At 73.5% G+C, this 19,645-nt stretch carries 14 protein-coding genes; 9 read left to right on the top strand and 5 right to left on the bottom strand.

Annotated features, from left to right (window positions below; genetic code table 11):
* Positions 1-13 precede the first annotated feature (13 nt).
* The 3 genes from CFW40_RS04100 (at position 14) to CFW40_RS04090 (ending at position 7,675) form a co-directional block, all read left to right on the top strand.
* The gene (locus CFW40_RS04100) at positions 14-1,537 is read left to right on the top strand and encodes a hypothetical protein (protein WP_088796496.1); all 1,524 of its coding nucleotides are present in this window, start codon (positions 14-16) and stop codon (positions 1,535-1,537) included.
* A 142-nt stretch (positions 1,538-1,679) separates the two neighbouring features.
* Complete coding sequence (locus tag CFW40_RS04095) at positions 1,680-2,687, top strand: hypothetical protein (RefSeq protein ID WP_088796495.1); 1,008 nt, start codon at positions 1,680-1,682, stop codon at positions 2,685-2,687.
* A 293-nt stretch (positions 2,688-2,980) separates the two neighbouring features.
* Positions 2,981-7,675, top strand: coding sequence for a hypothetical protein (locus CFW40_RS04090; RefSeq protein WP_088796494.1), 4,695 nt, complete (start codon positions 2,981-2,983; stop codon positions 7,673-7,675).
* A gap of 27 nt (positions 7,676-7,702) precedes the next feature.
* Here CFW40_RS04090 and CFW40_RS04085 read toward each other — a convergent pair whose 3' ends face one another.
* Both CFW40_RS04085 and CFW40_RS04080 read right to left on the bottom strand, forming a co-directional pair.
* On the bottom strand, positions 7,703-8,788 hold the full coding sequence (locus tag CFW40_RS04085; RefSeq protein WP_088796493.1) for an S-(hydroxymethyl)mycothiol dehydrogenase: 1,086 nt from the start codon (positions 8,786-8,788) through the stop codon (positions 7,703-7,705).
* A 334-nt stretch (positions 8,789-9,122) separates the two neighbouring features.
* Positions 9,123-9,929, bottom strand: a complete 807-nt coding sequence (locus tag CFW40_RS04080) for an IclR family transcriptional regulator (RefSeq protein WP_088796492.1) — start codon at positions 9,927-9,929, stop codon at positions 9,123-9,125.
* A gap of 160 nt (positions 9,930-10,089) precedes the next feature.
* Between CFW40_RS04080 and CFW40_RS04075 the strand changes: the two genes are divergently transcribed.
* Entirely contained in the window at positions 10,090-10,419 is a 330-nt protein-coding gene (locus CFW40_RS04075) for a bifunctional 3-phenylpropionate/cinnamic acid dioxygenase ferredoxin subunit (RefSeq protein WP_088796491.1), read from the top strand.
* 48 nt (positions 10,420-10,467) lie between these two features.
* On the opposite strand, the gene CFW40_RS04070 is transcribed toward CFW40_RS04075, so the two are convergent.
* A complete protein-coding gene (locus CFW40_RS04070) occupies positions 10,468-10,851 on the bottom strand; it encodes a hypothetical protein (RefSeq protein WP_088796490.1) in 384 nt (127 codons plus the stop codon).
* Positions 10,852-11,222: 371 nt separating this feature from the next.
* Here CFW40_RS04070 and CFW40_RS04065 point away from each other — a divergent pair, with 371 nt between their 5' ends.
* The 5 genes from CFW40_RS04065 (at position 11,223) to CFW40_RS04045 (ending at position 17,030) form a co-directional block, all read left to right on the top strand.
* Entirely contained in the window at positions 11,223-14,249 is a 3,027-nt protein-coding gene (locus CFW40_RS04065) for a nitrate- and nitrite sensing domain-containing protein (protein WP_088796489.1), read from the top strand.
* Positions 14,246-14,686, top strand: coding sequence for a roadblock/LC7 domain-containing protein (locus CFW40_RS04060; RefSeq protein WP_088796488.1), 441 nt, complete (start codon positions 14,246-14,248; stop codon positions 14,684-14,686). The genes CFW40_RS04065 and CFW40_RS04060 overlap by 4 nt, the downstream gene beginning before the upstream one ends.
* A 96-nt stretch (positions 14,687-14,782) precedes the next feature.
* Positions 14,783-15,196, top strand: a complete 414-nt coding sequence (locus CFW40_RS04055) for a DUF742 domain-containing protein (RefSeq protein ID WP_088796487.1) — start codon at positions 14,783-14,785, stop codon at positions 15,194-15,196.
* A gap of 128 nt (positions 15,197-15,324) precedes the next feature.
* Complete coding sequence (locus tag CFW40_RS04050) at positions 15,325-16,194, top strand: alpha/beta fold hydrolase (RefSeq protein ID WP_088796486.1); 870 nt, start codon at positions 15,325-15,327, stop codon at positions 16,192-16,194.
* A 224-nt stretch (positions 16,195-16,418) separates the two neighbouring features.
* A complete protein-coding gene (locus CFW40_RS04045) occupies positions 16,419-17,030 on the top strand; it encodes an ATP/GTP-binding protein (RefSeq protein WP_088796485.1) in 612 nt (203 codons plus the stop codon).
* A 72-nt stretch (positions 17,031-17,102) separates the two neighbouring features.
* Here CFW40_RS04045 and glpK read toward each other — a convergent pair whose 3' ends face one another.
* Together glpK and CFW40_RS04035 are read right to left on the bottom strand one after the other, a co-directional pair.
* Positions 17,103-18,638: a glycerol kinase GlpK gene (gene glpK / locus CFW40_RS04040; protein WP_088796484.1), complete on the bottom strand. Its 1,536-nt coding sequence runs from the start codon at positions 18,636-18,638 to the stop codon at positions 17,103-17,105.
* A gap of 113 nt (positions 18,639-18,751) precedes the next feature.
* Positions 18,752-19,519: an MIP/aquaporin family protein gene (locus CFW40_RS04035; protein WP_088796483.1), complete on the bottom strand. Its 768-nt coding sequence runs from the start codon at positions 19,517-19,519 to the stop codon at positions 18,752-18,754.
* Positions 19,520-19,645 lie beyond the last annotated feature (126 nt).

Here is a 19,645-nt window from a genome sequence, read left to right as displayed (position 1 = left end):
TACTCTGTGCGACGTGACTTTTTCCGCCCCGGGGCCCGCTGCGCCCCAGCTCAACGGGCCGAACCGGCCCGCGCCGGGCCCGGCAGCCGACGAAGGCCTGGCCCGTCGGCTGCGCGCCCTCGCGTGCACCGCGCCGCTGCACGACCTCGACGTGCGCAAGGCCAACCTCGCGGGCGAGTACGGCATCTACGCCATGGCGGAGGTGGCGCTCGCCGTCATCGATCTCGTCACCCTCCACATGGACTTCGACACCGGCGCCGACCACGAGGAGATAGTGGCGAAGGTCCTCCCGCGGGTCGCCGCCCAGGCCCCCCGCCGCTCCACGGGCGAGCACGAGCGGGTGGCCCGCTGGGTGCTGGAGAACCTGATCAACGTCGGCAGCGTGGACCGCGGCTTCCGGGCCGTCTACGGCACCTTCACCACCGAGGGCCAGTACGTCCGCCGCGACTACGACTTCAAGCTCATCGAGGAGGTCCCCGGCACCGGCGGCACCGTCTTCCTGCGGGCCACCGACGAAGCGGTCAATGTCCTGGTCGGCGCGCTCGACACGGACGTCACCAGCGCCCAGATCGCCGCCGAGGTCAAGCTGGAGGTGCTGATCAACCGCGGCCGGCTGGCCGACGCCCAGCTCGCCGCCGAGCAGGCCCGCTACCGCACCGTGCAGTACGCCGAGACGCTGCGCAGGACCCTGGACGCCACCCGCCGCAACGTCCGCGCCGTGGACTGGCTGGAGACCGTCCCGGACATGATCAACGAGGCGCTGGACCACGTCGCGGACCGCTACCGCCACGAGAACGCCATCCTGACGAACATCCGCAAGGCCCGGGACGAGACCGAGGAGCCCGAGCACAAGCGCCGCGCCGCCGAGCTCGTCGACATCGTCAAGGACTGCATCCGCCGCCACACCCAGCTGCAGTCCCGGCTGCTGGAGGCCGGACCGCTCTTCCGCGCCGAGCAGGACCGGCAGGCCTTCGCCACCCCCGTCGCCCGCTCCGGACTCGACCTCTACGGTCAGCTCGTCGCCCCCCTGCTGCCGCTCCCCGCCGAGCAGGCCATCCGCGTCACCGACGCCTTCTTCGCCCATGGCACGGGCCTGCGCACGCCCTCGGCCGTCCGGGTCGGCGACCTCGTCGAGGTGCTGCTCACCCCGCCCGTGGAGCGCGAGCACCTGGGCGCCGAGATGCCCGAGCCCGATCTGGTGGCGACGCCCGACGACAGCCGCTTCAGCGAGGCGCAGCTCGACGCCGCGATGACGCTGCTCGACCTGCCCGCCGACGCGCCCCGAAGGCTCTCCGGACTGCTCGCCGACGCACGCCGCAGCGATCCCGAACTCCCCTATCTCGTCGCCCTGCTGGCGGTGCACGCCGCCAGCCCGCCGGTCGGCACGGCGTACCGGCAGGGCGAGCAGCAGCTGCTGTTCGCCGTCGACGACGGCACGGAGCTGACCGACCCCGAGTTCGGCGGCGCCGACCTCATCGTCGGCACGGCCCTGCTGGACTCCGCGGGAATGGCCGCGGACCGTTCGGAGGTGGCGTGATGGCGGACCGTGTCCAGGGCGGGCGGCCGGCGAGCGGCGTGGCGCGCCCCGTCCGGCAGGGCACCGGCCCGACGCCGCCCGGCCGCCCGGTGCCGTGCCGGCCAGAGAATTCCGAGACCGTTCCCAGCAAGGAGCTTGTTCCGTGACCCAGTACGACGAGACGCCGCAGCCGGATCCGGCGTCCGCGGCCGGTGAACCGGGCTGGGGCGCACCCACCGCCGACACCGAGCCGGCCGCGGCGGGACCCGCCCCCGAGCTCTCGGCCGCTCCTCCGCCCTCGCCGTCGCTCGACCGGGGGGACGCCCCCGAGCAGGGGCGGCCCCACCCCCTCACCCCGGCCGACGCCGCCGATGCCGCACGGCTGGTGTCCTTCGGCCTCCAGCCCAAGCTGCTGCCCGCCCGTGACGCCGAATACGGCGAACTGCTGCGCCGCTATCGCGACGAGCCCGCCTTCGCCCGGCTCGCCGACGCCGTCGCCACCGGCCTCGGCCTGGTCGTCCTGGAGGTCTCCACCCGCGCCGGGATGGCCGTCACCGCCCAAGAGGACTCCGTCTTCGCCGTACGGATGGGTGACTACGCGCGTCGCGCCTCCGCCGACTCCGCCGACCGCTTTCTGCACGGCCTGGCCCACCTCGCCGTCGCCGCACTGGCCTTCCCGCGCCCCGAAGACCTCGCCGACGACGGCTATATCGGCCGGATCACCGTTAATGGCGTCGACGCCTTCGTCCGGCAGGCCTGCCGTCGCCTGGAGGAGCGCGCCGAGCAGGAGGGCGAGAACACCGACCCGGCCACCGATGCCCCCGGCCTGGAATCCGCCTGGCGCCTCTACGCGCGGCGCAGCGCGACCGGTGCCACCAAGGACGCCCGCCGGCTGGCCGGTTCGACCACGGGCATCATCGCCAAGGCCGTCACGTTCCTCGTGGACTCCGGCTTCCTGCAGCGCACCGGCGATGACTCCGGTGGCGCCTACCGCACCACCGCCCGTTACCAGCTCCAGGTCCGCGACATGGCCGGCAGCGCCGCCATGGCCGAGTTGCTGGAGCTGGGCATCGTCCCCGTCGCCGACGGCAGCGCCGCGCTGCTGCCGGGCGAGGACACCGAAGACCTCGACCTGGTCGCGGACGCCGGACTGCCCTTCCACTCCGGATGACGCACCCGCCCCACGACCGCCGGCCTTCCGGCCGGCGGGCCGGCGACCGCGCTGACCGGCCTGCCACCGACCGAGCCGACCGCCGGCCATCGACGGCTCCGGCCGGCCATCCGGTCCCGACCACTGACCGTTTCGACCACTGACCGCCGACCGACGCCGACCGCCTCTCGCTCCCCCCACCCCCGAACCCACCCCCGCCCCCTCCCCCGAAGGGGGAGGAGGGGGAGGGGGCGGGGGAGCGGCGCCGCCCCTCCCGACACGACAATTTCCCGACACGACAACGAGAGTCCGCCATGTACGAGCTGTCCCGGGTCCGCCTCTACTCCATCGGGCCCGCCGGTGCGCGCTATGCCGACACCGTGCTGGACCTGCGCGGAGTCGGCGCGCCCGTACCCCGACCGGCCCCGGCCCAGGCGGACTTCTTCGAGGACGAACCGGTCGGCCCGCCGCGCCGCCCGGCGCCCGCGGGCGTGCTCTTCCTGGAGAACGGCGGCGGCAAGTCCGTCCTGCTCAAGCTGATCTTCTCGGTGATGCTGCCCGGCCACCGCAACACCCTCGGCGGCGCCAGCTCCGGCGTCCTGCGCAAATTCCTGCTCGCCGACGACTGCGGCCATGTCGCCCTGGAGTGGCAGCACGTCCTCACCGGCGAGAGTGTGGTCGTCGGCAAGGTCAGCGAATGGCGCGGCCGGCAGGTCTCCAACGACCCCCGGAAGTTCGCCGAGGCCTGGTACAGCTTCCGGCCCGGCCCGGGCATGAGCCTGGACTCCCTCCCCGTCGCCGAGGCCACCATCGTCCGCCCCCGCCAGGAGGGTGGTGAGGGCAGCTCCGGAGCCCAGGGCCGCCGGCGCACGATGAAGGGCTTCCGCGACGTCCTCACCGAGGCCGGGAAGAACTACCCCAATCTGGACGTGGTCTGGGAGGAGACCCACGAGCGCTGGAACGTACACCTCGGCGAGCTGGGCCTGGACCCGGAACTCTTCCGCTACCAGCGGGAGATGAACGCCGACGAGGGTGAGGCGGCCGGCCTCTTCGCGGTCAAGAACGACTCGGACTTCACCGACCTCCTGCTGCGCGCCGTCACGGACACCCGGGACACCGACGGCCTCGCCGACCTCGTGCACGGCTTCGCCCACAAGCTCGGCCGGCGCGCCGAACTCACCGCCGAACGGGACTTCACCGCCGGTTCCCTCGACCTGCTCTCCCGTATCGCCGACGCCGCCGAGCAGCGCGAACGCGCCCGCGAGGTGCATGCGGGCGCCGAGCGCCGCACCCGCGCCCTCGCCCAGCGGCTGCACGCCCGCGGCACCGAGGAGCGCGGCCGCGCCGCCGAACTGGCCGAACAGGTCGCCGCCGCGGCCCATCGCGTCACCGACGCCGAGCGGGGCCGCGAGCGCCGCTCCCTGGTCTCCGCCGAACTCGCCTACCGGCACGCCTCGCTGGCGCTGGCCGCCGCCGAGAAGGGCGCCGCCGCCCAGCGCCGTGAGCTGAACGACGCCCGTACGCTGCACAGCGCCTGGCAGGCCGCCGAGACCGCGCTGCGGCACCGCGCCGCCGCCGACCGCTCCGCGCGGGTCGCCGCCGCCATCCGCGAGGCCGAGCGGGACGCCGCCCCCGCGCTCGCCGCCCGGGCCACCGCTGCCGCCGACCTCGTACGTGCCCTGCACAGCGCGGCCGAGGCCGGAGAGCAGGTCGCCAACGAGGAGGAGGAACGCTCCGCGGCCCTCCAGGAGGCCGGTGAATCCGCGCACCGCGACGCCACCACGGCCGCCACCCACGCCCAGCGCGCCCGCAGCGAGGCCGACCACCTCAAACAGCGTCTGGCGGAGGTCACCGAGGAGACCGCCGAGGCCGTCCGGGCCGGCTGGCTGGACGACAGCGCCCCCGACGCCGACCCGGCCCGTGCCGCGCTCGCCGCCTCGGACGCCGAGAAGACCGCCGTCGAGGCCTGGGACTCGGCCCGGGAGACCGCCCGGCAGGCCACGGACCGCGCCCGCGAGGCCACTGTGCGGCACTCCGCCGCCGAGCTGGCGGCGGCCCGTGCCGACGACGCCGCGCAGGCCGCCGGGCGTGCCCACGACGCCGAGCGGCTGGCCGCCGAGTCCATCGGCGCCGAGCAGCGGCTCGCCGATCTCCTCGGGCTCCCGCAGTCCGAGGCCAAGTCCCCGGGCGTGCCCGGCCCCCGTACGGCCACGCCCGGCACGGACCCGGTCACCCCCCGCCGCCCCACCGCAGGACCGCTCACCGCCGAGGAGCTGGACCGCAACGCCGACGAGCTGCACGCGCTGCTGGAGGAGGGCGTCGCCGCTGCCGAACGGCAGCTGTTCGACCTGCGCACGGCTGCCGCCGACGATGCGCGGATCCTCGGCGCGCTGGGTGACGGCGGACTGCTGCCTCCGGGGCCCGATGTGCTGGCCGCCGTGGAATACCTCGGTGAGCACGGCGTCCCCGCGCTGCCCGGCTGGCGCTATCTCGCCCAGTCCGTCGACCCGGCCGACCACACACGGGTGCTCGCCGCCCGCCCCGAGCTCGTCGACGGCGTGATCATCACCGACCCGGACACCCATGCACGGGCCCGCGACGTGCTCGCCCAGGCCGCGCTGCTGCCGCGTTCGGCCGTCGCGGTCGGTACCGCCGCCGCGCTGCTCGCGCCCACGCCGGCCCCTGACGAGCGGGAGAGCACCTCTGGTCAGGTATTCCTCGTCCCGCCGAACCCGGCGATGCACGACGAATCCGCCGCCGACGAGGAGCGCCAGGCGCTGCGGGCACGCGCCATAGAGCGCGACGACGAGATCCGGGCGCTGGCCGCCCGGCTCGCCGGGGACCGGGCGCTGGCCGCTCGGCTCGGCTCATGGCGGGCGGGCTGCCCGGCCGGCCGGCTCGGGGAACTGGCCGCCGCCGCGGACGAGACCGCCGCGGCGGCCGAGGAGGCCGCCGCCGAGCTGGCCGAGGCCCGTGCGGCCCGCGCCGAAGCCGAGGAGGCCGCGGCCGAGGCCACCCGGGTGCGCGACGAGCGCCAGGAGACCGCACAGCGCGCCCGCCGCGCCGCCGACCTGCTGGCCGGGCTCGCCCACCGGCTGCGGGAGCGCGCCTCCTGGCAGTCCCGGATGCGTGAACTCGCCGATGAGGCAGCCGAGTTCGAGGCCCGCGCCGAGGAGTGCGTGGACCGCGCACGGGCCGCCGACGAGGACCGCAGGGCCGCCCAGCGCGCCGCCGACGACGCCCGCCGTACCGCCCGTGCACTGCGCGCCGAACGTGCCGAGATCGCCGGTGTACCGGACGAGGTGGGGGAGGCTCCGGAGGGTGCCGGCGCCTCGCTGCCCGCGCTGCGTGAGGCCTACCGCGCCGCCTCCCAGCTCTACGAGAAGGTGGGCGTCGGCGCCGACCTGCGCGCCGAACAGGCCCGCGCCGAGGGCGACGAGAGCGCCGCCCTGGCCGAGCTGAACCGCCTCACCAACAAGGTCCGCACCCGCGCGGAGGCGCTGCTGGAGAGCCCGGACGCCGCCGACGGCCCGTCCCGGCAGGCCGCCGCGGCCCGCGCCGAATCGCTGGTGCACATGCTGGAGACCCGCGCCTCGGCCGCCAGTGAACAGCTCGGCCGGCTGCGTGGCGAGGCCGAGCGGCTGGCCCCCACCGACGGCGAGGCACACACCGAGCTGCCCGACGACCTGGTGCCCAAGGACGCCGACCGCGCCAAGGAACTGCTGCGCGCGGCCTCGGGTGAACTGGCCACTGCCACCGACACGCTGGCGGCCGCCCGGGCGCAGCACGAGGAGCTGCTGCGCGCCCACCGCGCCGCGGAGGACGCCGCGGGCGGCTTCGACGAGACCGCCGCCCTGCTGCGCGACCTGCTCCGCGACCACCAGGACGCCGAGGACGCCGCCGACGGGCCGACCGAGCCGTACGCCGGCCGGGTGGAGGACGCCCGGCAGGCCGCCGCCGAGTCCCGCCGCTCGCTGCGCGGCTGCGCCGCCGACCTCTCCACCGCCGAGTCCGCGGTGCGCGAGGCGAGCGACATCCTCGTACGACACGCCAACTCCACCCGCTACGAACAGGTCCGTACCCCCGCCCGGCAGCAGATCCGCGAACTGCCCGCCGCGGCCCTGCCGGACCATGCGGCCAAGTGGGCGGAGGCCTTCGCGCCCCGGCTGCGGGTGCTCACCGACGAGCTGGAGCAGCTGGAGCGCAACCGCGACTCCATCGTCGACCGGCTGCGCGGGCTGGTCGAGTCGTCGCTGACGACGCTGCGCTCGGCCCAGCGGCTGTCCCGGCTGCCCGAGGGGCTGGGGGAGTGGTCCGGGCAGGAGTTCCTGCGGATCCGCTTCGAGGACCCCGACCAGGCCACGCTCACCGAGCGGCTGGGCGAGGTGATCGACGAGGCGACCCGTGCGGCCGTCAAGAAGAACAGCGATCTGCGCCGGGACGGGATGTCCCTGCTGCTGCGCGGGGTCAGCGCGGCGCTGCAGCCGCGCGGGGTGGCCGTGGAGATCCTCAAGCCGGACGCGGTGCTGCGCGCCGAGCGGGTGCCGGTCGGACAGATGGGCGATGTCTTCTCCGGCGGCCAGCTGCTGACCGCCGCCATCGCGCTGTACTGCACGATGGCGGCGCTGCGCAGCAACGACCGGGGCCGCGACAAGCAGCGGCACGCCGGCACGCTGTTCCTGGACAACCCCATCGGCCGCGCCAACGCGACCTATCTGCTGGAGCTCCAGCGCGCCGTCGCCGATGCGCTGGGCGTCCAGCTGCTCTACACCACCGGCCTCTTCGACACCACGGCGCTCGCCGAGTTCCCGCTGGTCATCCGGCTGCGCAATGACGCGGACCTGCGGGCCGGGCTGAAGTACATCAGCGTCGAGGAGCATCTGCGGCCGGGCCTGCCGCAGCCGGACCCCTCCGGCGAGGCGATCCACGGCCAGATCACGGCGACGCGGATGTACCGGCGTCCGGAGGATCCGGCTCCCGAGGAGGAGGCGGATCCGGCCGGCGGGTGAGCCGTGGCGTGGGAGGCCTGCGGACGGTCACACCACCACGACCGACCGCAGGACCTCCCCGCGCTGCATCTTCGCGAAGGCCGGTTCGACGTCGTCGAGCGTGACCGTTTCGCTGATGAACCGCTCCAGATCGAGCTTGCCGCTCAGGAACAGATCGATCAGCACCGGGAAGTCCCGGCTGGGCAGACAGTCGCCGTACCAGGACGACTTGAGCGCGCCGCCGCGGGAGAAGAGGTCGATGAGCGGCAGTTCGATCCGCATGTCCGGGTCGGGCACGCCGACCTGGACCAGCGTGCCGGCCAGATCGCGCATGTAGAACGCCTGCCGGTAGGTCTCCGGGCGGCCCACCGCGTCGATCACCACATCGGCGCCGTGCCCGCCGGTGAGCGCGCGGACCGCCTCGACCGGGTCCGTACCACGGGAGTTGACGGTGTCGGTGGCGCCGAACCGCTCGGCGGCGTCCAGCTTGCCCTCGTCGAGATCGACGGCGATCACCCGCCGGGCGCCGGCCCGGGAGGCGCCCGCGATCGCGGCGTTGCCGACGCCGCCGCAGCCGATGACGGCGACGGTGTCCCCGCTGCCCACCGCGCCGGTGTGCACGGCCGCGCCGTACCCGGCCATCACCCCGCAGCCGATCAGGCCCGCGGCCTCCGGGCGGGCCGAGGGATCGACCTTCACCGCCTGTCCGGCGGCGACCAGGGTCTTCTCGGCGAAGGCCCCGATGCCCAGGGCCGCCGTCAACTCCGTGCCGTCCAGAAGAGTCATGGCCCGGCCGGCGTTGCGCGAATCGAAGCAGTACCAGGGGCGGGCGCAGCGGCAGGCCCGGCACTGTCCGCAGGGCGCCCGCCAGGCCAGCACCACATAGTCACCGGGCGCCAGGTCCGTGACCCCGGCGCCGACCGCCTCGACGACCCCGGCCGCCTCATGGCCGAGCAGGTACGGGAAGTCGTCGCCGATCGCGCCGTCGCGGTAATGCAGATCGGTGTGGCACACCCCGCAGGCCTGCACGGTCACGAGCACGTCGCCCGGACCGGGATCGGGTACGAGGATCGGCAGCACCTCGACGGGGGCGCCCTTCTTGAGGGCGACGACGGCGCGGGCTTCGTGCGGCATGTCTCACTCCTAAAACAGCGCCTGCGGGGCGGCAGGGCGGGTAGCACGCGTGAGGTGGCACGGATGCCTGTGAGGGGTGGGAGTGGTGCGCGGTGCTGGGAACCTGGAGACCCCAGGAACCCGGGACGGGGACAGCGGTGGCGAACGGCCCACCTCTGTCTCCGTGTTGCCTATAGTGCGCTGGGTTGCGCTATAGGAGACATGCTGGAAGTCGGGTCAGGATCCGTCAAGGGGGATTTTTCGCTAGGGAGACACCCTCTCGGGGCAGACACCCCTGGGGCGCAGACACCCCCTGGGGCACAGGCACCCCGGCAGGGCCCGGGGCCCGGCGGGCTCAACCCGGGTACCCCATCAGGCGGGACAGCTCCGCGGCCGCCTTCGCGGCCCGCTCCGCCAGCTCCGGCAGCAGCTCACGCTCCATCCGGTACGCCGGGCCTGAGACGCCGATCGCGCCGATCACCGCGCCGTCGTGCGCATGGACCGGTGCCGCCACCGCGTTGAGGCCGATCTCCAACTCCTCGCTGGTGCAGGCGAATCCGTCCGCGAGCGCGCCAGCGAGCTGCGCGCGCAGGCCGGCCGCCGTGGTCAGGGTGTTCTCGGTGAACCGCGGCAGCTTGCGGGTCACCAGGGTCTCCCGGCGCTCCGGCGGCAGATGCGCCAGCAGGACCTTGCCGCTGGCGGTGGCGTGCAGCGGGGTGCGCCGGCCCAGCCAGTTGTACGCGGTGACCGCGGCGGAGCCCCTGGCCTGCATGATGTTGACCGCCGCATCGCCGTCGAGCACCGCGATGTTGGCGGTCTCCCCGGTCTCCTCGGCGAGCGCGCGGCACACCGGCTGGCCCTCCTGCGAGATGTCCAGCCGGATCGCGGCGGCGCCGGCCAGCCGCAGCACCCCGGCGCCCAGGTAGTACTTCCCCCGGTCCCGCTCCTGCTCCACCAGCCCGCGGTTCTCCAGCACCCCGAGGATCCGGAACGCGGTCGATTTGTGGACGCCCAGCTCCTCGGAGATCTCGGTCACCCCGGCCTCGCCCAGCTTGGCCAGGATCTCCAGCACGCTCACCGCGCGGTCCACGGACTGGACGGATCCCGCCCCGCCGCGCCGCTCCTCGGACCGGTCGTCTGCCGTATCGGAAGTGTTCGACATGGGTCTTTGCGTCACCACCCGGTGGCCCCGCGGGGCACGTCTGAGGGCATCTGCCGGGAAGCCCTTGACGGCCCGCTCCCCGGCTTGGATTCTGTTGCGCATCGCGCTCTGCGATGCGTTATTCAGAACACATGATACCGATCAGTGAGAGGGGGGCCAGATGATTCCCGTCTGCCGCATCGAGGACCTGCCCGAGGGCGAGTCCGTCCGGATCGAGATCGACGACCTCACACCGGCCATCGCGGTCTTCCATGCCGAGGGCGGCTACTACGCCGTCGACGACACCTGCAGCCATCAGGACGCCTCGCTCTCCGAGGGCTGGGTCGAGGGCTGCTTCGTCGAATGCCCGCTGCACGCGGCCCTGTTCGACCTGCGCACCGGCGCGCCGACCTGTCTGCCCGCGCGCCGGCCGGTGCGCACCCACGAGGTCAGTGTCCGGGACGGCATGATTCACGTCCGGCCCGCCGTGAGGGAAGAGGCGGTGGCGTAACGACCGGCGGTGGCGTGCCGACCGGCAGCGGCGTAACGACCAGGCCGCTCAGGCGGCCGCCCGGTCGATCCCCGACGGGCCCTCCCGTGAGGCCCGGCGCTGCCGGCGGCGTGCCCTGCGCCGTTCGCGGCGCAACTCCCGGGCCGTACTGCTCGGCTGCGACTGCACCCCGTTGCGCTGCACCCACACCTGGCGGGTCACCCAGACGTCCAGCACCGCCCAGGTGGCGACCACGGTGCTGGCGACCGTGCTGAGCACCGCGGGGAAAGCGAACCAGGAGCCCGCCAGGGTGCACAGAAAGGCCACCATCGCCTGGATCAGGGTGAGTGCCACGATGATCACGGCACGCACCGCAGCGGTACGCACCGGGTCCGCCATCCGGCGCCGGACCGCCGGTTCCTCCTGCCACAACGGCGCTCTGCCGGTGTCCATGAACGCGTCACTCTCCCCGCACTCTCCCCGCGTGTCCGACTCCTCGGTAGCTGCCCGGATTTCGCCGGGTACATGCCCTCTGTGTCGCACCCCGTCCCTCCTCATCGTCACGTACCGGAGCCGCGCAGAGTGACCCGGGGTAGAGCAAAACCGGCCAACCGTCCGGCGTATCGCCCCAGGGCAATCACGTGGTCCGGGGCGTGGACGCGGGCAGGTTGTCCGGGAATCGGTGGACAACGGACGGCGATCCTGCCCCGGTTGCTTCCCGACGGCAGGAGAGGTCTTCGGCTTGGTCCCCCGACAGTAGTAGGCTCGCGCCGTTTGTTGACGGAACACCACCCCCGTGCGCCGGGGTTGACGTAGGGGAGGCCATGCGCTTTCGCGGGAAGTCGGTCCGCCGGAAGATCGTGGCGTTGCTGCTCGTACCACTGGTGTCCCTGACGGCCCTGTGGGCGTTCACGACCTATATCACCGGGCGCGAGGCGAATCAGCTGCTGGACGTCGGCAACGTCGTCAAGAATCTGGGCTATCCGGTCGAGGACGTCATCCAGGCCCTCCAACGGGAGCGCCGGCAGAGCCTCCTGTACCTCGCCGACCGGCGCGGCGCCAACGCCCTCGACGAGCTCCACCGGCGGACCCGGGCCACCGACGAGGCCGTCACCCGGCTGCGCGCCGGCATCGACCTGCGCGACATCCGCGAGGACCTGAGCGCCGGCAACGCCGACCGGATGAACGGCGTCCTCAAGGGCCTGAGCACCCTCGGCGCCCTGCGGGCCCAGGTCGAGGACAACACCGTCTCCCGCGACGAGGCCATGGAGAGCTACAACTCCCTCGTCGACCCCGGCTACGACTTCCTCTCCGCGCTCCACGCCCTGGAGAACGTGGAGATGGACAAGCAGGCCCGGGTGCTGGTCAACCTCACCCGGGCCCGGGAAGCGGTCTCCCGCGAGGACGCGCTGATGTCCGCGGTGCTCCTCTCCGGCAGCATGAGCAAGCGCGATCTGCGCGCGCTGTCCGACCGGGTCGCCGAACGCCGGGTCCTCTACAGCACCGGCCTGCCCGGCCTCCCCGCCAAGGACCGCGCGCTCTTCGGGGACTACTGGCGCTCCGCGAAGGCCCGCGAGCTGACCTCGTACGAGGACCGGGTGATCGCGGCCGGCGCACAGGACGGGCCGCATGCGGTCAACGCCGAGCGCTGGAACACCACGGCGGGCAAGGTGCTCGACGACCTCCAGCGGATGGACAAGGACGCCGGCGACCGCTACCAGGAACGCGTCGCCCCCGTCGCCATGCACGTCCTGCTCAAGGCCGCCATCGCCGGTGTCCTCGGCTTCGTCGCGCTGCTGGTCTCGGTCGTCGTCTCCTTCCGGATCGGCCGCCGGCACGTCCGGGACCTGATCCGGCTGCGCAAGGCCGCCCATGACGTCTCCGGGGTCCGGCTGCCCAGCGTCATGCGCCGGCTGGCGGCCGGTGAACAGGTCGATGTGGAGACCGAGGCGCCCCGGCTGGCCTTCGGACCGGACGAAACCGGCCAGGTCGGGCAGGCGCTCCACACCCTCCAGCGGGCCGCGATCGAGGCCGCCGTCAAACAGGCCGAAATGCGCCGCGGCGTTTCCGAGGTGTTCGTCAACCTCGCCCGCCGCAGCCAGGTCCTGCTGCACCGTCAGCTGACCCTGCTCGACGCCATGGAGCGGCGCACCGAGGACACCGACGAACTCGCCGACCTCTTCCGGATCGACCATCTGACCACCCGTATGCGGCGGCACGCGGAGGGCCTGGTCATCCTCTCCGGCGCGGCGGCCTCCCGGCAGTGGCGCAAACCGGTCCAGCTGATGGACGTGGTGCGCGCGGCGGTCGCCGAGGTGGAGGACTACGAGCGGATCGAGGTGCGCCGGCTGCCGCGGCTCGCGGTGGAGGGCCCCGCCGTATCGGACCTCACGCACCTGATCGCCGAACTCCTGGAGAACGCCACGGTCTTCTCCCCGCCGCACACCGGCGTACAGGTCCTGGGCGAACGGGTCGCCAACGGCTACACCCTGGAGATCCACGACCGCGGGCTGGGCATGGCCCCCGACCTGCTGCTGGAGGCCAACCTCCGGCTCGCCGAGACCCCCGAGTTCGAGCTGTCCGACACCGACCGGCTCGGCCTGTTCGTGGTCAGCCGGCTCGCCCAGCGGCAGGACGTACGGGTTTCCCTGCAGCCCTCGCCGTACGGCGGCACCACCGCCGTGGTCTTCATCCCGGCACGGCTCCTCACGGACGCCGCCGTCGGCGGCCGGGAGGATGACGGCGCGGCAGCGGACGGTCTGCCCGGTGGCCCCGTCGGCAATGAACTGGAGCATGCGGCGGGCAAGCTGGCCGCCCTCTCCCAGGAACAGTCACCGCACCAGCGGGATCGGCGCGCCCCGTCCGTCATCGACGGACCGGTCGAACTCGAGGCGCCGCTCGGTCCGGACGAGCCGGTCCCGGCCGACGACGAGGACGCGCCCCTGCGGAAGCGGAACCACGGCGACGGCCGGAAGAAGCCCGCCATCCCGGACGGCGCACCGCGCGGCATCGCACCCGTGCCGCCCGTCCCCGATGGTGAACAGCATCAGCAGACCCAGGACCAGGCGCCCGGCGGGCCGCCACCGCTGCCGCGCCGTCCCCGCCCGCCGGTGCTGGTCTCCGACCACGGCAGAACGGTCGACGACCGTGACGGGAACGCGGGAGGGAACGGCAAGCGGGCCGCGGAACGCCCCGGCCCCGGGCGCCCGCGCCCCGAGCGCACCGGCTCCGCGCGGCGCGTCGCCGAGCGCACCGGCTCCGGAGAGCCCGCCGGCGAGCGCCCCGACGCCCGGCCGTCCTCGTCCGCCGCGCCGCAGGACCCGGCCGCGGACGGATCCCGGACCGCCGGGGACCGGGAGCCGCCCGCACCCACCACGGCCCAGGGCCTGCCCCGCCGGGTACGGCAGGCGAGCCTCGCGCCCCAGCTCAAGGCCGATCCCACCGGGCAGAGCGAAACGCAGGGGCGGCGGGCGCCGGACGCGGACGACCGGGACGCGGAGGCGGTCCGCGCCCGGATGGCCTCGCTCCAGCGCGGCTGGCAGCGCGGCCGCCGCGACAACGGCGAGGACCCGCGCCCGACCGGAACGCCACCGGGCCAGAACCCGTCGGCCGACGACACGGCACCGGCCGGCAGCACGCTGCCGGACACCCCCGGGCCGGAGACCACCGGTCCGGACACCACCGGACCCGACACCCTCGGTCCGGACACCACCGACCCGGGCGTCACCGGTCCGGTCGCCACCGGCCCGGACACCACAGACCCGGGCGCCCGTGACACCGCCACGCACCACGGCAACGGCACGGGCACCACAGCACCACCAGGAACCACATCGGGAGGGGACGGTCCATGACCGCACCGAAGGCAGCAGCTTCCACCGCACCGGCCTTTGAGAGGGGATCCGGGGAGCTGAACTGGCTCCTGGACGAGTTGGTCGAGCGGGTGGGGTCCATCCGCAAGGCGCTGGTCCTCTCCAGCGACGGCCTGGCCACCGGCGCCTCGAAGGACCTGACCCGCGAGGACGGCGAGCATCTGGCCGCGGTCGCCTCGGGCTTCCACAGCCTGGCCAAGGGCGTCGGCCGGCACTTCGACGCGGGCCACGTCCGGCAGACCATGGTCGAACTGGACGAGGCCTTCCTGTTCGTCAGCGCGGCCGGTGACGGCAGTTGCCTGGCCGTACTGGCCGACGCCGACTCCGATGTCGGGCTGATCGCGTATGAGATGACGCTGCTGGTCAAGCGCGTGGGCACGCACCTGGGCACCGCGCCCCGGTCCGGCCTTTCCACCTGAGCACGACGACGGTGACGCCATGAGCGAGCGCGGCGAGCGAAGCAGCGAGAGGGGCGCGCCGCGCGAGTGCGAGGCCGAGCGAAGCGAGGTTTCGGCATGAGCGAGCAGGACGGCCGGCCGGCCCGGGACCGGGAGGCGGCCCGCTGGTTCGACGACGACGCGGGCCCGGTCGTCCGGCCGTACGCCATGACGCGCGGGCGCACCCGTACGGCCGCGGAGGGGCGCCTCGATCTGATCGCGCTGGTGATCGCCGAGAGCCGCGCGCAGGAGACGGTCGACGACCAGACCCTGTCGCCCGAGCATGTCGAGATCGTCGAGCGGTGCCGGGAGGAGCCCCTGTCGGTCGCCGAGCTGGCGGCCGAACTCGACCTGCCGGTGGGCGTCGTACGGGTCCTGATCGGGGATCTGCTGGATGCCGAACTGGTCCATGTCAGCCGGCCGGTGCCGCCGGCCGAGCTGCCGGACGAGAAGGTGCTGCGCGAGGTCATCGACGGCCTGCGCGCACTGTGACCCGCCGGGCCCGGCGGCCGCCGTCGTCCCGGCGCCGGTCCGCCGGCCCCGGGCGGGGTGGCCGCCGCGCCGAGTGCCCCCGGTACGGTGCCTGTTGATCACTTGTCAACAGGAGGAGATCCGCCGCCATGGCCACGGACGAGACCCCGGCACCCGTTGAACACCTGGAGATCCAGGCCGGCCCGCACACCTACGACGCCCTGGCCTGCGGCCCCGCCGACGGGGAGGTCGTCCTGCTGCTGCACGGCTGGCCCGAGTTCGCCGACTCCTGGAGCGCCGTGCTTCCCGCTCTCGGCGCGGCCGGCTACCGTGCCGTCGCCGTCGACCAGCGCGGCTACTCCCCGCGCGCCCGTCCGCCCCGGATCGCCGACTACGCCGTCCCCGAACTCGTCGCCGACGCCCTCGCCTTCGCGGATTCCCAGGGCGCGGACCGCTTCCACCTCGTCTCGCACGACTGGGGCGGCATGGTCGCCTGGGCGCTGGCCGGCGCCCACCCCGAGCGGCTGAAGTCCCTGACCGTACTGGCCACTCCGCACCCGGATGCCCTCAACCGGGCCGCCGCCAAGGACCCCGTCCAGCACCACCGCCTCGACTACGTCCGCTTCTTCCGCCGCGACGACGGTGCCGCGGAGACCGCACTGCTCGCCGACGACGCCGCCCGGCTGCGCGCCGCCTACGCCGGCAAGGTGCCCGCCGCCCTCGTGGACGACAACGTCCAAAGGCTCTCCGCCCCGGGCGCGCTCACCGCCACGCTGAACTGGTACCGCGCCCCGGAGTCGGTCATCTCGGTGCCCGCGGGCCGGATCACCGTCCCCACCCTCTTCCTGTGGGGCAGCGAGGACACCGCCCTGGGCCGCGGTGCCGCCGAGTCCACGGGGGAGTGGGTGGACGGCCCCTACCGCTTCGAGGCCCTGGAGGGCGCCAGCCACTGGCTGCCCGAAGAGGTCCCCGCCGTGGTCACACCCAAGATCCTCGACCACCTGGGCCAGTACGCCTGACCACCGGAGCGGGGGGGCGCTGTCCGGGGCAGCTCGGTGGCGTCCGCCCCCGGTGCCCCCTGTGGCGTCCCCCCCCTGGTCCCTTTCCGGCGTGACGCATCTCAAGTGGGCGCCGTGCCGAGCACGTTGTACCGTTCCCTTGCGCCCGCTGACCCGTGCACCATCGCCCGGGTGACACAAGCGTGAGCTCCACCCGTATACACGGCAATTCAGGAGAAGAATCCATGGCCTTCGGGCGATCCGATCGCCGCCGACGGTCCGCCGCCGTCGAGCCGGTGACGCTCAAGATCCTGGTCGCGGGCGGATTCGGGGTCGGTAAGACCACCCTGGTCGGTGCCGTCAGCGAGATCAAACCACTGCGTACCGAGGAGCGGCTGACCGAGGCGGGGCGGCCGCTCGACGACCTCGACGGGGTGGAGAGCAAGACCACCACCACCGTCGCCATGGACTTCGGGCGGATCACCGTCCACGACGAGCTGGTCCTGTACCTCTTCGGCACCCCGGGGCAGGACCGCTTCTGGTTCCTGTGGGACGAACTCGCCCGGGGCGCGCTCGGTGCGGTGGTGCTGGCGGACACCCGGCGGCTGGCGGACAGCTTCGCCGCCGTCGACTACTTCGAGCGGCGCGGACTGCCCTTCACGGTCGCCGTCAACTGCTTCGACGGCGCCGACCGCTACCCGCCGGAGTCCGTACGCGACGCCCTGGACCTCGACCCCCAGGTGCCGGTGGTGCTGTGTGACGCCCGCCTCAAGGACTCCGCGCGGGATGTGCTGATCTCCGTCGTCGAGCATGCCAGGGAGGTCGGCGCCCGCCGCCGGGAGCCCGCGCTCCCCTGACGGGGCGCGGCAGTACGGCCCGTACCTCGCCGTCCGGGGTACGGGCCGTACGTCTGCGCGCGGCCGGCGCCGTTACCCCGCCGAGCCGTCCTCGGCCAGCCAGCCGAAGCTGCGCTCCACGGCCCGGCGCCAGTTGGCGAACTCGCGGTCGCGGGTCTGCGCGTCCATCCGCGGGGTCCACTGCGTGTCCCGCTTCCAGTGGGTCCGCAGCTCGTCGAGATCCTGCCAGACACCGGTCGCCAGACCGGCCGCGTACGCCGCTCCCAGACAGGTGGTCTCCGAGATCACCGGGCGGATCACCGGTACGTCCAGCACATCCGCCTGATGCTGCATCAGCAGATGGTTGGCGGTCATGCCCCCGTCGACCTTGAGCTGGGTGATCCGCACGCCCGAATCCTGGAACATGGCGTCCACCACCTCCCGGGTCTGCCAGCTGGTCGCCTCCAGTACGGCGCGCGCCAGATGCGCCTTGGTGACGAACCCGGTCAGACCGGTGATCACGCCGCGTGCGTCGGACCGCCAGTAGGGTGCGAACAGACCGGAGAACGCCGGTACGACATACGCCCCGCCGTTGTCCGGGACGCTCGCCGCCAGCGGCTCGATCTCCTCGGCCGACGCGATGATGCCCAGCTGATCGCGGAACCACTGCACCAGCGAGCCGGTGACGGCGATGGAGCCCTCCAGACAGTAGACCGGCGGCTCGCCGGCGAGCTGGTAGCCCATGGTCGTCAGCAGCCCATTCCTGGACGGGACGGGGCGGTTTCCGGTGTTCAGCAGCAGGAACGAGCCGGTGCCGTAGGTGTTCTTGGCCTCGCCGACGCCGTAGCAGGTCTGGCCGAAGACGGCCGCCTGCTGGTCGCCGAGGGCGGACGCCACCGGCACGCCGTGAAGTTGCCCCACGGCCGTGCCGTACACCTCGGCCGACGACCTGATCTCCGGCAGCATCGCGGCCGGCACATTCATCGCCGACAGGATCGCCGGATCCCATTGCAGGGTGGCGAGGTTCATCAGCATCGTGCGGCCCGCGTTGGTCACATCGGTGACATGCACCCCGCCGTCGGTGCCGCCGGTCAGATTCCAGATCAGCCAGGAGTCGATGGTGCCGAACGCGATCTCGCCACGCTCGGCACGGGCCCGCAGCCCCGGCACCTCGTCCAGCAGCCAGGCGGCCTTCGGCCCGGAGAAGTAGCTGGCCAGCGGGAGCCCGGTGGCCGCACGGAACCGGTCCTGGCCGTCCGCGCCGCCCAGTTCCGCGCACAGCTGGGAGGTACGGGTGTCCTGCCAGACGATCGCGTGGTGCACCGGCCTGCCGGTGACCCGGTCCCACAGGACCGTGGTCTCCCGCTGGTTGGTGATGCCCAGCGCGCTGAGCTGGTCCGCGCGCAGCCCCGCCACCTCCAGCGCGCCCGCCACCACGGCCTGCACCTTCGACCAGATCTCGGTGGCGTCGTGCTCCACCCAGCCCGGCCTGGGGAAGATCTGCCGGTGCTCGCGCTGGTCGACGGCGACGATCGCCCCGCTGTGGTCGAAGATGATGCAGCGGCTGGAGGTGGTGCCCTGGTCGATCGCGGCTACGTACTTCTCGGTCTTCCCGGTTCGCTCCGTCATGCCGTCACGCCTCCTGAAGTCCTGGTGAGTGGGTGCAGCGGGGCCTGGGCGCCCGGGGCGGGGCCCGGTGCCCGGGGCGTGGGACCGCTTGGGCCGACACGCCCGGGCCGGGGTCAGAACGCCGCGTGGTAGACCAGGCCGGACAGCACCGCGCCGATCAGCGGCCCGGCCACCGGGATCCAGGAGTAACTCCAGTCCGAGGAACCCTTGTTGGGGATCGGCAGCAGCGCGTGCACCAGACGCGGCCCGAGGTCACGGGCGGGGTTGATGGCGTAGCCGGTGGGCCCGCCCAGCGACAGCCCGATCCCGACGACCAGCAGGGCGACCAGCAGTACATTGATCCCGGAGCCGTAGACGCCCACGTGCTCGCCGGGGACCTGGCCGATGCCGATGCCCGGGTTCCGGCCGAAGAACAGCAGCGGCAGCACCAGACCGACGGTGGCGATGATCTCGGTGACGAGGTTGGCGGCCGGCTTGCGGATCTCCGGGCCGGTGGAGAAGATCCCCAGCGTCGGCTGGGCCTTGTCCCGTTCCGCGTTGGCGGCGAACTGCGCGTAGTACAGCGCCCAGGCCAGTACGGCCCCGATCACCGCACCGACCATCTGGGCCGCGATGTACAGCGGCACCTTCGACCACTCGGTGCCGCCCGCGACCGCCGAGCCGAGCGTCACCGCGGGGTTGAGGTGCCCGCCGGACAGCGGCGCCGCGGTGTAGGCGCCGGCCAGTACGCCCATGCCCCAGCCGAAGGCGATCACGACCCAGCCGGCGTCCTTCGCCTTGGAGTAGTGCAGGGTGACGGCGGCGCACACACCGGCCCCGAAAAGTATGAGTATCGCGGTGCCGATCACTTCACCGACGACGATGTCCCCATTGGAATACATGGCGGCTCCTTGGCCCTCGCCCGGGGACGTCCCCCGGTCCTCCGTGCAGGGTGCGTGCCACCGGCGGGCAGCGGACAACCGCTGCCACCCCGGCCGGGGTGTGCCTGAGTGCGGCGATGCCGACTG

Source organism: Streptomyces sp. 2114.4, from assembly GCF_900187385.1.
In the GTDB taxonomy this organism is placed as follows: domain Bacteria; phylum Actinomycetota; class Actinomycetes; order Streptomycetales; family Streptomycetaceae; genus Streptomyces; species Streptomyces mooreae.
Note: the sequence above shows the minus strand (reverse complement) of the source record. Positions and strands in the feature narration are given on the sequence as shown.

Bases quoted from the DNA above. Each gene is read 5' to 3' on its own strand.
- CFW40_RS04090 (WP_088796494.1), top strand. From the start codon at position 2,981: ATGTACGAGCTGTCCCGGGTCCGCCTCTACTCCATCGGGCCCGCCGGT.
- CFW40_RS04085 (WP_088796493.1), bottom strand. From the start codon at position 8,788: ATGCCGCACGAAGCCCGCGCCGTCGTCGCCCTCAAGAAGGGCGCCCCC.
- CFW40_RS04080 (WP_088796492.1), bottom strand. From the start codon at position 9,929: ATGTCGAACACTTCCGATACGGCAGACGACCGGTCCGAGGAGCGGCGC.
- CFW40_RS04075 (WP_088796491.1), top strand. From the start codon at position 10,090: ATGATTCCCGTCTGCCGCATCGAGGACCTGCCCGAGGGCGAGTCCGTC.
- CFW40_RS04070 (WP_088796490.1), bottom strand. From the start codon at position 10,851: ATGGACACCGGCAGAGCGCCGTTGTGGCAGGAGGAACCGGCGGTCCGG.
- CFW40_RS04065 (WP_088796489.1), top strand. From the start codon at position 11,223: ATGCGCTTTCGCGGGAAGTCGGTCCGCCGGAAGATCGTGGCGTTGCTG.
- CFW40_RS04060 (WP_088796488.1), top strand. From the start codon at position 14,246: ATGACCGCACCGAAGGCAGCAGCTTCCACCGCACCGGCCTTTGAGAGG.
- CFW40_RS04055 (WP_088796487.1), top strand. From the start codon at position 14,783: ATGAGCGAGCAGGACGGCCGGCCGGCCCGGGACCGGGAGGCGGCCCGC.
- CFW40_RS04050 (WP_088796486.1), top strand. From the start codon at position 15,325: ATGGCCACGGACGAGACCCCGGCACCCGTTGAACACCTGGAGATCCAG.
- CFW40_RS04045 (WP_088796485.1), top strand. From the start codon at position 16,419: ATGGCCTTCGGGCGATCCGATCGCCGCCGACGGTCCGCCGCCGTCGAG.
- glpK (WP_088796484.1), bottom strand. From the start codon at position 18,638: ATGACGGAGCGAACCGGGAAGACCGAGAAGTACGTAGCCGCGATCGAC.
- CFW40_RS04035 (WP_088796483.1), bottom strand. From the start codon at position 19,519: ATGTATTCCAATGGGGACATCGTCGTCGGTGAAGTGATCGGCACCGCG.